We start from the raw sequence: 13,734 nt of genomic DNA on the forward strand, positions 1-13,734 counted from the left end.
AATATATTATGGATTTAGGAATACAGTTTTTGAAAATAAAGAGATTAATAGTTCATAGAATTATAGAAAGAGTACCTTCTCAGCCTTCTGCAACAGTAGAGCCAGAAAGCCAAATCATCAACTTAGATAATAAAGCCGAAGAAATACTTTTTAAAAGAATTATTTCGGCAGCAGGCAAAGAAAGTAACGCATTTATAATGGGTATTAAAGAAACCTCCGATGGAACATTCTTTGATTACGCAACAAAATTAAATAAAGCTTCTGAGAAAGATTTTGTTAAAATAAGTGTAGATATTGCAGAGTTATTAGCTGAAAATCAAAAAAAAATGGGTTTATCAGGGGCATACTTATTAGTAATTGATGGATATAATGATATTACTAAAAAAAGTATTGCAATCGTTATAAAAGCGGAGCTTCAAGAAGCATTAAAACATTCAAATGCAAATAATCAATCAGTAATAGAAGTATTGGAAAAAGTATTTTTAAGCCCAGCTCAAAAATTATTCAAGATTGGTGTAATTATTGAGAAGGATATTGATGTTTTAGATGGTAAAATTGATGCCAAAAATTACATAGGGTTGTTGTTTGATAGTCAATTTAGAGCAGAATTAACCCCAGCAGCCTACTTTTATAAAGACTTTTTAGGATTTTCTATTGATGAAAATGACAAGATTCAAACCCAACGGCTTTATGATAAAACCGACGAATTTATAAAAAAACATATAAATGGTTATGTTGAAAAATCACAGTATTTGAGTTATCTAAAAAACTTTTTTTTAGTAGATAAGAACCCATTAATACAGCCTACAAAATTTGCAACAACACTATTCAGTGATGAATATCTCTTAGATATTTTTAAAACAGAGGTTGTTGATAATCTTCCTTCTACATTTTCTAAGGATACTATATTAATAAAAGCGAGATTAGAAAAAAGGAGCATGAGATTTAAAAATAACATTACAATTTCAGGCCCAGAACAAAAATTCAACGATTCTGTTGTTGTTGTTACTAATTTATCAGATTTAAGTCAAAATGATATTGAAAGTACAACTTATACTATTCTAAAAATAGCAGGCAAACCATATCATAATGAGTGAAATAGAAGACAAAGTATTAGCTGATTTTAAGGCACTTGAACCCGATTTAAAAAAGTGGGGAAAATTTGTCGATGAATCACTTTCAAATATTGTCTTGAAAAACTTAGTAGATAATTATAAAGTTAAAATCAAACCATCATTTAGAATAAAAGAAGAGAGGTCATATATATCAAAGGCTTTGTGGCGTGAAAAACCATACGTCCGTCCACTAACTGAAATTGAAGATAAAATAGGTACGAGAGTGGTATTTCTTTTTTCAATTGATGTAAAAAAAGCTTCAGATTTAGTGTTAGAATCGGATTTATGGGTTGCAAAGATTACCAAGAAATATGATGAAATATCAGAAAAAGACCCTGAAAAGTTTGGTTATCAGTCAATTCACGTAGTTGTACATCCAAAAGAACAAAACGGCTATACACATGATATAAAAGATTTAACTTGTGAAATACAACTAAGAACCCTTTTGCAACATGCTTATTCTGAAATAAGTCATGATAGCACCTATAAAGGACCTTTTAAAAAGGACAAAGAAATAGCTCGGAAGCTATCAAAATCAATGGCATTAATGGAAGCTACTGATGATTATTTTTGTTCAATATTTGAAATGATTGCAGATGAAACTCGTAAGGTTCATAATTTTACGCTTGAATTAATCAACATATATAAGACAATAGACCCTAATTTTAAGAATGAAACCCTTGATAGAGAGCTAACTGAGATTTTTTTTAATTTTTTAGATGATTACGATATTTCAATTGATGCAATAAAAGAAATTTATCAAAAAAATAGAGTATCTATTGACTATGCGATTAAAAAACCAAAAAATTATCTTCCAACACAACCTGTTTTTTTGTTAGTTGTGTATCTCTTTTTTAATCATAGACATTCATTTGTAAATAAATGGCCATTAATGAGCCAACAGTTAGATGAGTTATATTTAACATTTGGAGTCAGTCGAAATTAAAATGAAAAAGCTAATAATATTACCATTTACTGCATAAAATATTTTCAAAAATTTAAGTAGAAAGCCTTAAAGTTTGTACTTTTGTTAAATAAATAAATTTATATGTTTATTTTATGAGGATTAGCACTATTTTTGCACTTAAAAAAGTACGTGAAAAACTTTTTTCTGTTCAATTTGAAGAAGATACACCACACGCTTTTGAGCAGTTATTCGATGATTGGAACGATATTGAGTACCTTTTCGATTTCTTCCATGAAAATATTTTAGATTTACAAAATGATTTTTGGCAGACAGTTTTTGATAGAACTATTTCGGTAGATGAAGCAATTGACGTAACACTTGACCATGCAGAAAAAATAGAGAAGCGAATTTTGGACCTTGCTAAAAGAAATACTACACAAAATGAAAATAATTTGGATAGGCTTTTCGTACATCTACTAAAAGATGGGACGTTTAATTCAAAATTTGATGCTGCCTACAAAGCATACGGAACAACAAAAAGTAGTTGGTTACGTATTTATGCCATCAAAATAGAAGATACTTATATCATAACAGGCGGTGCAATTAAACTTACAGGTAAAATGCAAGACCGCCTACACACCCAACAAGAATTAGATAAATTACAGAATGTAGCAAGTGAATTAAAAAGAAATTATTTTACGAACAATTCAGACTTCGATTTTGTTTATCTCGAAATTTAACACACATGAACCCTCTAACAGCCTCCGAAATTTTAGACAAATTAGCTACGCAAGATACTACTTGGCAACAAAAAGCCGAAATGCGTCAAGAGAACAAAGAATGGCTCGACCGTTCGGCTAAAATTGCCATCAAAATACTTGCCACATTACGCCAAAACCGTTTGGCTGGGCAATACCCCTGTTCCCAAAAAGAATTGGCTGACCTCATGGATTGCACACCGCCACGAATCAATAGAATTGTGAAAGGTGGCGAAAACCTTACGCTTGAAACAATCGCTCAGTTGGAAAATGCACTAAAAATTCAATTGATAGACCTTAAACAAACTTATGTAGTGAAAGCTGACACCTCATTTGATGCTATAACTTCATATATTCCGACAAATGATGGCGGTTATATAATCAATACAACCAAAAAAATAACTGATACGAGCCAAACACACCAAGTTCAGGCAGGAAATACATCTTATGCAATGGCAGCCTAATGGAAAATACAAATGAATTAATCAGTTTTGGAATCAATCAAATTGCAACAGAGCAGTTTGCCATCATTCCCGAAACACATAAAATTGGAGAAGCCGCTCAAATTCAACACGAATTGAATTTTGGAATTGACAAGGAAAACAAACGAATTTATGTGCGAAAATTAGCACGTTTTCAACACCCTGATAGTAGTCCTTTTTTGATAATTGCAGTTGCTTGCCACTTTTTCATTGTTTCAGAAGATTGGGCTAAACTACAAGTGCCAGATTCTGAAAGAATTGTGCTACCTAAAGATTTGGGAGTACATTTGGCGATGCTTACAGTAGGTACATTGAGAGGTGTACTTCATGCTAAAACAGAAAATACGCCTTTTAGTCAATATATTTTTCCGCCGTTTGATGTTACATCATTACTACCAGAAATAGTATCTTTTGACTAATTATTATTTTGATATTAATTTGACAAAAACTCTCCACAGCTTCTATCTTGGAGAGTTTTTTTTCTGAAAATAACACTGTAAACCTTATTCATCTGTCAAACGATTGGCACTCAGTTTACCACATAAATAAAATTTACTCCCTCCCTAATTCATAAATCACTGAACTGACCCACACAAAAGGCACATTACCAGCTTGCAGAAAAGCAAACTGTCAAAGAGCCTTTTCACCCATGCTCCAGCGGGAAGCGGTCATTATTACGTTTTCCCCACGCACATTTTTTCACACTGTGCATCGAAAATTACGAGAAATAGCCTGACAACCGCAAGCCTTCACTACGTCATTTGTTTTTTTAGATTTTCACAAAACCCAACGCACCGTAAACCATCAAATGGGCTTGCAATCGAGGGGTGACCGTCGCTACGGGCGGTTGCCCTGTCATTCTATTCTCGTGTTGGAATCGGCGATTGCTCGTGCGAGTGCTGGGCTACTTAATTTTAATCATTTTTTACAATGAAAACTTCACAAACACCTCAAATTTATGTTGGTACTTACGCTAAATACAATGGCAGCGGCCACCGTAACGGCTCTATCGCAGGCGAATGGGTTGATTTAGAAATTTACGATACAAAAGATTCTTTCTTTGAGTATTGCAAAGAGCTGCATTGCGATGAAGACGATGCAGAGTTTATGTTTCAAGACTATGAAAATATCCCTGAAAAGTTGATTTCGGAATGCTCTGTAAGCGATAAATTATTCGATTACATTGAAGCCATAAAGGATATGGAAGACGAAACCATCGAAGCACTGGGCTTATTTATTGGAGATAAAGACATCAATAAGGATACTGATTTTGAAGAATTGATGCAAGAGTTTAGCGACGAGTATCAAGGCTATTACGATGGCTCAGAAGGAACAGAAGTTGAATTTGCCTATAAGTATATTGAAGAGCAAGGGATTCTAAATGAGATACCAGAACATCTACAATATTATTTCGACTATAAAGCTTATGCAAATGACTTATTCATCAACGATTTTGTTGAGCATGGTGGTCATGTTTTCCGAAGATAGAATTAGGGGGAAACCCCTTTTTTGTGAAATGGCTATCAAAAATTTGTTAAGATTATGTCGCACAAATAGTATCAAAAAAAATAGCCATACATAAGCAGGGCTATTTTTAAAAATGAAAAACCAAATAAACTCTTAAAAAAGAGAATAATTCAAAGAAATTCGGAAGGTATTCGACAAGACCTTATTTAGTTTATTTGGAATCAAATAAACTAAATCAAGTCCAAAAACCTTAAACTTTCCACCTAAACCAAGCGTGAAGTAGTGTATATCTCCCTTTCGCTTATTCTGAGTATAATAGCCCGCACGAGCATAAAGGGACTCTCGAAACCGAAACTCTGTACCGAATGAAAAAGTAATTTCTCTCATGGTTTCACGAAAGCCATCAGGTGCAGTACCCCAAGATTGAAAAATTGTGCCAATTCCTGAAATACTTTCTTCATTTCGCCCTGTAATAATTTCATTGTTGCTATTACGAACTGATGGCGTTGGTACAAGTAGCTTATTAGCATCGACAGTAAACATCAATACATTTTGCTTTTTCCCAAAAATAAAGTTTTGAGCCGCCCCAATTTTTAGTAAAGTTGGTTGAAAAGTCCGCTTGTTATAATCGCCATAAGACACTTTACCGCCAATATTTGATAGTGACACACCATAATTTAACCAACGCTTTTTTGTATTTCTGCCATCGTGGTAAAAATATAAATCTCCAGCAATAGCATAGACTGGTTTTGTGGTCATGTTTTGGGTGATTGAACGAGCCGATAAGTTGGAATAAATATACTTCAAACCAACGGAAAGGCTATTGTTGTGGCGAAGTTTGAAGCTATAAAAACCATTGATTGAAAACTCTTTTGATTGGAAGTTTTTGATAAACGCTCGGTTATCACCATAGATTGCTACATTTCCAGCATCAAAATATTTTGCACCAAGTCCAAAGGCTGCCTTTTCTTTGGCTTTAAATAGATTTAAAGCGTATAAATTCATTCCACTAATCAAATTTCTATAATATGGCGTATAATGGAGTGAAACACCTATGTTTTTCTTCTTTTTGGTGCTATCTTGATTTAGAAATACCAGTTTTGCAGGGTTCATCAATGTACTATTGGCATCGGGAGAAATAGCAATGCCTGCTTCGCCCAGTCCTGCACTTCGGGCATCGTAAGTAAAGTTTTGAAAAGGAAAAGCACCAACCAAGATTCGGTTCTCATTGACTGGTGTGTAGGCTTGTGCCATACTTTGAAGACTTGTTAGAAATAGTAAGCCAATCATTGTTACATTTTTCATCTGATTTTATGTTTTAATTCCTTGCCAGTTTGACTGACAAGGAATGAGTGAATGTTTTAGTTATTTACTTTTACAATGCGTTTTTTCAAGATAACTGGTTTATTCCCATCTGTACCAACGATATACAAAATGTAGGTCTCGGATGGTAAATTAAATAAGTCGAGTACGATGCTATCTAAATAGCGTTCTTGTCCACCACCTTCATAGAGAACTTCTCCACGTTGGCTGTAAAGAATCAATTTTACCCCATCAATGCAGCCTTTCGATTTGATGTATAATTTCCCCGAAGTCGGATTTGGATAGGTTATTGCCTCGCTGATGTTATAATCTAAGACTGTGATGCTTGCTGTTGATTCATCGGATTTTTCATTATCGGCATTGATGCAGTACAAACTATATTTTTGTGTTTCAACCTTTGTGCCTGTTACCTCAATCTTTTCACTACTTTGACCGTTTGACCAGACAATTGTACCATTACATTGAGTAAGAGTAGATAGGATTAATTGCTTATTCAAACAAAGTGTATCGGCGATGAAGTACCCTCGAATGCTGTTAGCCGTTTCAATCTCAATCGGGCGAGGTCTTACTCGAACTTTTACTGATGACGTGTCAGAAATACACTGCCAAATGCCACAAGTAGCCGAGTAAATCGTATTTTTCTCTGGTCTTACTACAATGCTTTGCGATTCTTCTCCTGTGTTCCAACGTAAGTTTTCATTACAACCACTGGCGGTTAGTGTGGTTTTCTCACCTTCAAGGATAATCAAATTTCCACTAATAGCTGGTTTTTGGGGAGTTTGGTAAACTTTGATAAAAATGGTGGTGGTATCAGAAACCAAGGAGTCTAACCCTACGCAGATAGCTTTGTAAATACTATCAGATTTTGGTGAAACTGTAAATGAGCGTTCTTTTAAATCTCGATTATCTAACCAAACCAATATACCGCCATCTTCACAGTTTTTTGCAGTAATGGTTGTTGAATTTCCGACACATAAAGTGTCTGAACTGGCACTCACAATAGGCATTTTGGGTCTTACATAAACCTTAAATTGACTCCATTCGCTGTAACAACCATCGACAACACATCGAGCATAGTAAGTGGCTGTTTGTAAGGGTTTTTCTTGAATTTTATTCAACGTATCCGCCAGTAAAACACTTCCCACTTTCCACTCTGTACGCTTACAAGCATTTGCCAATAATTCAATTGATTCACCTTTGACGATAATTTCAGCTTTTTCAACACCTTTGGCTGTAATTGTTGGCGGAGCTATTGGAACTTTGACAGTAACTTTGATAGCCACCGCTTCACTCCAGCCAGTTTCAGCATCATAGCATGATACGGCATAAGTGCTTGATTCGGTCAATCTTTCTTGAAATCCTTCTGGCACTTCCACCCTATTTGGAATATCCATCCAATTTTTTGTCCAATGTACCTCCGTGCCATTCATGCAGCCACTGACCAATTTTACATTATCGCCGTAGCAGATAGCTTGGTCTTTAGCTGTTGGTGATGGTGTTTTCATTGTAATTTCAATCTCGTTTGAGTTGGTACAACCATAGCCCCCCACACAAGTAACGGTGTATTTTGTACTTCTTCTGGGTTTTACTTCAATGGTATTTACATCATTTTCACCTGTTGACCATCTAATAGAACCATTACAGCCACCAGTACCGATTCTTACTGTTTCGCCTAAAAAATAAGTCGTTTTTTCACTGCCAATGTCAGGTTTGTTGGGCAATGAAATTGGATTTATCGTAATATCCCCAGCACCTTCACCAACTGAAGTTGAACACATAACTCTGAAATTAGTTTTCTTCGTAATTGGGTATGAATTAGGATTCTCAATAGGTTTAGCGTCTGTAAAATCATCCTTGTGCCAAACCACCCAATAAAATGTCGTAGAACAGCCACTTTGACCAAGGGTAGCCGTAGAACCCCAACAAACATCTTTTCCATTAGCCTGAATCACGGGAGGTTTTACCTCGATTGTAATCTTACCTTTCCCACCGCAAGCATTCGGACTTAAACACTCTGCCACGTATTCTGTATATTTATTAGTAGGCCAAACGGTGATTGGATTCCCTTCCGCTTGTCCATTTTGCCAACTGACCACACCATCGCAACCAGTCGTACTTAAAATCGTTGATTCTCCTAAAATAACTGTATTTTTTGATGCAATTATCAGAAAATCCTGTGGCTGTCTGATAGTTACTCCAATAGTTTCGGTAGCTTCGCCCGCCGATGTAACACAATGCCCCGTGAATGAAACCGCTTGAACTATTCCGTTATACATTGGAGAAATTTCATTCCTACGACCATATTCTGGGGAAGTCCAATAAATATTATTTGATGGGCAGCCACTCATACTTAAAGTTGTTGAGCCACCTACACAAACGACATTTGGAGAAGCTTTTATTGTGATTTTTGGAGCATTTACCTCAATTCTTATTTTTCCATTTCCTCCAATACAACCACCGTTGGCGGTGCAAGTAGCTGAATACTCAGTGCTTGCTTTTGGAGTTACAGCAATACTACTGGTACTTTCACCCGTATTCCAAAAAATAATCCCATTGCAATTTGAAATATTCAAGGTAGCTATTTCTCCTAAAATTAAAGGATTTTTAGAAGCTAAAATTGTCGGAGTAGCACCATTTGAGTTAACGATTAATTTGACCAAAATTCTTCCATTACTCGTACAGTTATTAGTAGTATTCCTTGCTTGAACGTAGAAAAGACCATTGTTTAAGGTTTCTGAACTGGGCGTAAAATTTACACCCGTTGCTAATAGGTTTCCACCATTTGAAGCATCAAACCATTCCGCTACCTCATTATTTCCAACACTAACAGATAAAGTAGGAATAGCTTGACCTGCACAAATGGTTTTATCACCCGTACTAATAGGAACATTGACTGTTGGACAAGTACAAGAGGGTGAATTTACTGTCTGCGTGGTAACACAACCAAAATTACTTGAGGCAGTCAAGATGACATTTGTACCCGTTGGAATACCTGAAACGATGCCTTCTGCGGCAGCCGCTGCTGATACTATACCAACGGAGCTTGTAACTACGCCATTACTTGTAAAAGATACGGAGTAAGTCAATAAATCTGCTGAGCATATAGCTGTTCCTACGCTTAAAGTTGGTAAGTCATTGATAGCTAAACTTATTGGTGTTCGAGTTGCACTCACACAACTATTTTGCAGATTTCGAGCTTGAACATAATATGTACCAATGGTAGTAGGCCTGTAACTTAATGTACTACTAGCTACTAATATTAGATTGGCATCATACCAATCTGATGTTTCGTTTGTTCCAACACTCACGCTTAAACTTGGGAGTGTTTGTCCTTGACAAATACTTTTATTGCCGCCACTAACGGGTGCATTAATAACAGGGCAATTACAAGTAGGCGAATTGACAGTTTTAGTTACCACACAACCTGCACTATTGATAGCAGTCAATTGGACATCTAATCCAGCGGGAATATTGATTACTGTATTTCCCGAAACTGTGCCTGCGGAACTTGTAATTATGTCATTACTTGTAAAATTGATGGAATAAGTCAGTAAATCTGCACTACAAGTTGTTCCGCCAATGGTAAGGGTTGGTAAGGTGTTAATGGTAACTACTCCCGAAGCTGTACTTGTTGCATCAGTACAAGGAGGTGTTGCCAATACCTTACAAGTAGCCATATATGTTCCCGCTTCATTAACAGTTGTACTCGTCCCTACAAATCCATTATTCCAAGTAATTGTTCCATTGATGCAGCCTGTGGCAGTAAGCGTACCAATTTCACCTTGACATAAAGACAAACTATTTACTGTGATATTTGGTGCAACGGCATTGCTACAACAAGGTGTTACATTCATCACTGCACTTTGCTCTGACTGTGTTTGCCCTGCATTTTTGGCAATGACATAATAACTGCCACCTGCGGTTAAATTTAAACCCGTGAATATTCCTTGTCCGTTAAAAGTATTCCCTACTTGTGAAATACTGGTGCTTGCTATGGGGCTTGGATTACCAAGTCTATATAATTCTAATGTACCTGATTGTTGGAAAGCAACATCAAATGTGGCACTGGTTGCATCACAATTCAAAGTACCTGATATAATTGGCGTAACGATTTTATCGTATTGCAAAGTCACTTCCACATCCAAAGCAGTATCATCGCAATAGGTACTACCATCATCTCCTTTATCGACAATAAAATAGATATAGCTACCTGCACTCACATCAATTGCTGGTACATTATAAGTGGTCGGGCTATTCGAGGTGGCAATGATGGTTCGTGGAAATATGGTCAAATTATCGGTTTTAATGGTATAACCAATATTATCACCACAGCCAAAAGTGGCTCGTTGCAGAGCATTCGTAATACTGAGTATATGCACATTGTTTGGAACAGCTAATCGCACAACAGACGGCGAATCGCCAGGGTGAAGGAAAACTCCAAACGGAGGAAAAGGTTGTGGCGTTACTTCGGCAGCATTTAATTGTTCATAGGCTAAAAATGGATAACTTTCTTGACCTAAACTAAATGTCCACCCCTTTTGAGAAACATTAATCCCAGCCCCAGTGCCATCTTCTCCATAAAAGGGAAATAATTGAAAAGTACCATTATTTATTGTACCATAACTAAACAAGCCATTGCTACTGGGATTTTGTTGCCCTACTACACTTTTTAGTTTGAAAGTTATTTGAGCCTGTGTTTGAATTACTGAAAATAAAGAAAGCAGTAAAACATATAGTCTTTTTTTCATGTGATTGAAATTTGATTTGCTAATAAAAAAATATAAATCTGAAGTATTTAAGGTTTTAACTTGAATCGAAATAGGGAACATTCTGCTTTTTCATAAATTGATTGTATTAATTAAAAAATAAGTATTTCTACATATCCGTTAGTAATAAATTTTCTTTTTTAAATATTTTTTATTTAAAATGAAAATATTAAATTGCAAATATTCCTTGACAAGTCTGCATTTGCAATATATTTATTTTCAAATATAATATTTATTTATTTTAAATGAAAATATTAAATTACTATAAAATATATTCAAGAGAACGGGTAAGCATTGAGATAAGCAAAATAGAATCCTTCAACCCTTCCTTGAGGGAATTTTCGTTCTTTTAACATTCGGCAATGTTGAATAAGAGCCTCTTTTGTAACAAAACGATGTTTATACATCTTAAAAAGTTCTATTTCTGATGCTTTAGAAGTTTCAGCATATTCGGGTTTTAATTCTTTTGATGCAGGCGTTGAAATTTTTATCTCATTCAGTTTTATCAAATAGTCATTCAGAACAAAATAAGTTTGTATGATTCTCTGGGAAACAATCAATTTTTTCCACTGTAAAGGATTAAACTCAAGTAATAATTCGTCTTGGTCTTTACCTACATTTTTATTCGTATAAAAGGCAATGTAATAAGCTTTTTCTAAATAACCATTTGCAACGATTCGTTGAACAAAATTTGTGAGACATTTTTCTTTGTCCTTTGGTTCATCGTGGAATTTATGTTTTGAATAACCGTCAAACATCACTGCTCCAGTTCCATCTTTATTGCTGTAACAATGTTCGGGGCGAAGAAAAATCTCACAACGATAAGTGGCTCTTTCTCTATCGCCGACAAACTTAAATCTCTTTTTCTCTTTTTGACTGATGGGTGTATTCATATTTATTTCTGTTCAAAATATTCTAAAAAAATGAAACATTTTCTTTCCCCAAAACAAAAAACTTTTTGCCATTAACGTTAATCTGAATAACGTTACTCTGACTAACGTTTAGATAACGATTTAAGTAAGGGTACTCTTTGAGTAACGCTTTATATATAAAGACTCGGACGAGGAAACCCCTAACCGAATAACATGGAATCGGGCTTTAAAAAAATGCCCATTTTTTGGGCAATAAAACTTCATCACTGAGTTTTTCAGCTTGCTTTAAATGTTTTAGAATCGTAGCTACATAACTCTAAAACACAATGATATAAATGATTTTGAGGGCGGACTGTTGCAGTTTTTCAAGGAGTGCTTTTTCATATTTTGGGAGATTATAGGTGATAAAATTGTTTATATTTTATGTGTTTCAGGCTATTTTTGCAGCATATTCAACGATGTTTCCAAAAAGAGTTATATTCTTTTTAGTTAACGATTGAAGTAAAAAATCATAGGCAAATTCGGTGATTTGATATAGTTTAGGTTCATTTATACCATCCAGTACCTCTGTTTTTAACTCTATAAGTTCATCAATACAGTTTTTTGAAAATTGAAAATCTACCTGAGCGGCCTTATAATTTTCATCATTATCAATGCTATATTCTCTAAAATCCAGAATAAAATCTTCTAATTCTGAGCTATATATTTTTGTTTCCATTCAGGTTATTTAATTTTATTTGATTATAGTTTCGATAACATCTCTTTTGATAATCTCTAAGATTCCTAAAAAGCCATTAACGAACCCACCAATGAGTAAAATTGGTAGCAGAATTGGTAAAAATATTATCCACTGACATAAATATCCGTAGTTGATTTTCATAATTTCAAGATTTCTAAACCATCCTTTTACCTGCTATATAGGCTTCTATTTCCTCTCTATAAAAAATTACTGCTTTGCCAGGTTTATGAAAAGGGATTTCTTTATTACTTGTCAGTTGATAAACATAATCTGGTTTTACATCCAACATAGCTGCCACTTCTTGGCGAGAAATTTTGGTTCGAGCAACTACCGTTTGCTTCGATTGAAGAGCTTCATTAACACCAGTTTTAATAGCATTTTGAAGCATATCCTGCAAATCATCGAGTGATATTTGAATTAAAACAGTCGTTCCCATTGAAAAAAGTGCGTTTTATTGTGTAATTTTATACCATTCAGGTCGCTCATTTTGAACAGATTCATCGAATACTTTGAGAGCTTCCAAGAAATGTTGGTTTGATACTTTGCCTGTATGAGCATTCGTAATCATAGTGATTCCAACATTATTATTAAACATTGGATTGCTTGCAAGAAAAGCTTTTTTCCAACCTCTATGTTTACTAAATTTTTTGAGTAAAGTGTGAATAGCACTTTTACGATTTTCAACTTCTTCACGTTCTTTTTGACGGATTTGAGCAATAGATGATGACAGCATAAGAATGAATTTTAATGAGACAGTTTGATTTATACTTGTTTTTTGTGTATAATTACGCTGTAATAAATATTACGTAATTATAATACGTATATATTTATTAATTATAAATATATAATGTATTACGTTATTAAGAATAATAAAAACCCAATTAGTTACATAAATGTCCCATATTTAGAATGATTCCAAATAATACAACCGTAAAAGACCGCCTAAAAGAGCTTAGAGGCGACCTTACACAAGCAGCATTTGCCGAGAAGTTCGGTGTAGTGGCTGTCACAATTTCACAAATAGAGAAAGGTAAGCAAAACCCAAGCTGGGATTTAGCATTACGAATTTGTGAAGAATATAATTGTTCGATGGATTGGCTTCAAGGCCGCTCAGAAATCAGAACCATTCAGATTTTCTCACCTGATACTTTTAAGGAAAAGTATTATGACCAGTTAGAAAAAAATAATACATTGAAAGATAAAATCATACAATTACAGGAAGAATTAATAAAAAATATCTCCGATAAACGTATTGATAAAGTCATAGAGTCCGAGTTGAAAGCATAGTAATAACATGGGTGGGTT

The 13,734-nt window shown here is 34.7% G+C and carries 14 protein-coding genes; 7 read left to right on the forward strand and 7 right to left on the reverse strand.

All coding sequences use genetic code 11. The features are described from left to right. Nucleotides 1–8 precede the first annotated feature (8 nt). The 6 genes from ABR854_RS23405 (at nt 9) to ABR854_RS23430 (ending at nt 4,750) form a co-directional block, all read left to right on the forward strand. Complete coding sequence (locus tag ABR854_RS23405; RefSeq protein WP_350268284.1) at nt 9–1,097, forward strand: nucleoid-associated protein; 1,089 nt, start codon at nt 9–11, stop codon at nt 1,095–1,097. Continuing rightward, on the forward strand, nt 1,090–2,061 hold the full coding sequence (locus ABR854_RS23410) for a GTP pyrophosphokinase (protein WP_350268285.1): 972 nt from the start codon (nt 1,090–1,092) through the stop codon (nt 2,059–2,061). Before ABR854_RS23405 ends, ABR854_RS23410 begins: the two co-directional genes overlap by 8 nt. Nucleotides 2,062–2,174: 113 nt before the next feature. Next, nucleotides 2,175–2,762 carry a hypothetical protein gene (locus ABR854_RS23415; protein ID WP_350268286.1) on the forward strand — a complete coding sequence of 196 codons (588 nt, stop codon included), beginning with the start codon at nt 2,175–2,177 and terminating at the stop codon, nt 2,760–2,762. Between the two features lie 5 nt (nt 2,763–2,767). Then, complete coding sequence (locus ABR854_RS23420) at nt 2,768–3,244, forward strand: helix-turn-helix domain-containing protein (protein WP_350268287.1); 477 nt, start codon at nt 2,768–2,770, stop codon at nt 3,242–3,244. Beyond that, nucleotides 3,244–3,681, forward strand: coding sequence for a hypothetical protein (locus ABR854_RS23425; protein WP_350268288.1), 438 nt, complete (start codon nt 3,244–3,246; stop codon nt 3,679–3,681). Before ABR854_RS23420 ends, ABR854_RS23425 begins: the two co-directional genes overlap by 1 nt. 511 nt (nt 3,682–4,192) lie before the next feature. Then, nucleotides 4,193–4,750, forward strand: a complete 558-nt coding sequence (locus ABR854_RS23430) for an antirestriction protein ArdA (RefSeq protein ID WP_350268289.1) — start codon at nt 4,193–4,195, stop codon at nt 4,748–4,750. 132 nt (nt 4,751–4,882) lie between these two features. On the opposite strand, the gene porV is transcribed toward ABR854_RS23430, so the two are convergent. The 7 genes from porV to ABR854_RS23465 all read right to left on the reverse strand — a co-directional run bounded on the left by porV (nt 4,883) and on the right by ABR854_RS23465 (nt 13,162). Continuing rightward, a complete protein-coding gene (porV, locus tag ABR854_RS23435; RefSeq protein WP_350268290.1) occupies nt 4,883–6,034 on the reverse strand; it encodes a type IX secretion system outer membrane channel protein PorV in 1,152 nt (383 codons plus the stop codon). Nucleotides 6,035–6,090: 56 nt separating this feature from the next. Then, complete coding sequence (locus tag ABR854_RS23440) at nt 6,091–10,800, reverse strand: Ig-like domain-containing protein (RefSeq protein WP_350268291.1); 4,710 nt, start codon at nt 10,798–10,800, stop codon at nt 6,091–6,093. A gap of 293 nt (nt 10,801–11,093) precedes the next feature. Next, nucleotides 11,094–11,711, reverse strand: coding sequence for a hypothetical protein (locus ABR854_RS23445; RefSeq protein WP_350268292.1), 618 nt, complete (start codon nt 11,709–11,711; stop codon nt 11,094–11,096). 409 nt (nt 11,712–12,120) lie between these two features. Further along, the gene (locus ABR854_RS23450) at nt 12,121–12,408 is read right to left on the reverse strand and encodes a hypothetical protein (protein WP_188764987.1); all 288 of its coding nucleotides are present in this window, start codon (nt 12,406–12,408) and stop codon (nt 12,121–12,123) included. A gap of 15 nt (nt 12,409–12,423) precedes the next feature. Continuing rightward, nucleotides 12,424–12,570: a hypothetical protein gene (locus tag ABR854_RS23455; RefSeq protein ID WP_350268293.1), complete on the reverse strand. Its 147-nt coding sequence runs from the start codon at nt 12,568–12,570 to the stop codon at nt 12,424–12,426. A gap of 13 nt (nt 12,571–12,583) precedes the next feature. Then, nucleotides 12,584–12,865: a helix-turn-helix domain-containing protein gene (locus ABR854_RS23460; RefSeq protein WP_350268294.1), complete on the reverse strand. Its 282-nt coding sequence runs from the start codon at nt 12,863–12,865 to the stop codon at nt 12,584–12,586. 15 nt (nt 12,866–12,880) lie between these two features. Continuing rightward, entirely contained in the window at nt 12,881–13,162 is a 282-nt protein-coding gene (locus ABR854_RS23465; RefSeq protein WP_188764984.1) for a hypothetical protein, read from the reverse strand. 176 nt (nt 13,163–13,338) lie between these two features. On the opposite strand from ABR854_RS23465, the gene ABR854_RS23470 reads away from it, so the two are divergent. Next, nucleotides 13,339–13,716, forward strand: a complete 378-nt coding sequence (locus ABR854_RS23470; RefSeq protein ID WP_350268295.1) for a helix-turn-helix domain-containing protein — start codon at nt 13,339–13,341, stop codon at nt 13,714–13,716. Nucleotides 13,717–13,734: the final 18 nt, after the last annotated feature.

Origin of the sequence: Emticicia sp. W12TSBA100-4, assembly GCF_040253585.1 — a bacterium.
Classification (GTDB): domain Bacteria; phylum Bacteroidota; class Bacteroidia; order Cytophagales; family Spirosomataceae; genus Emticicia.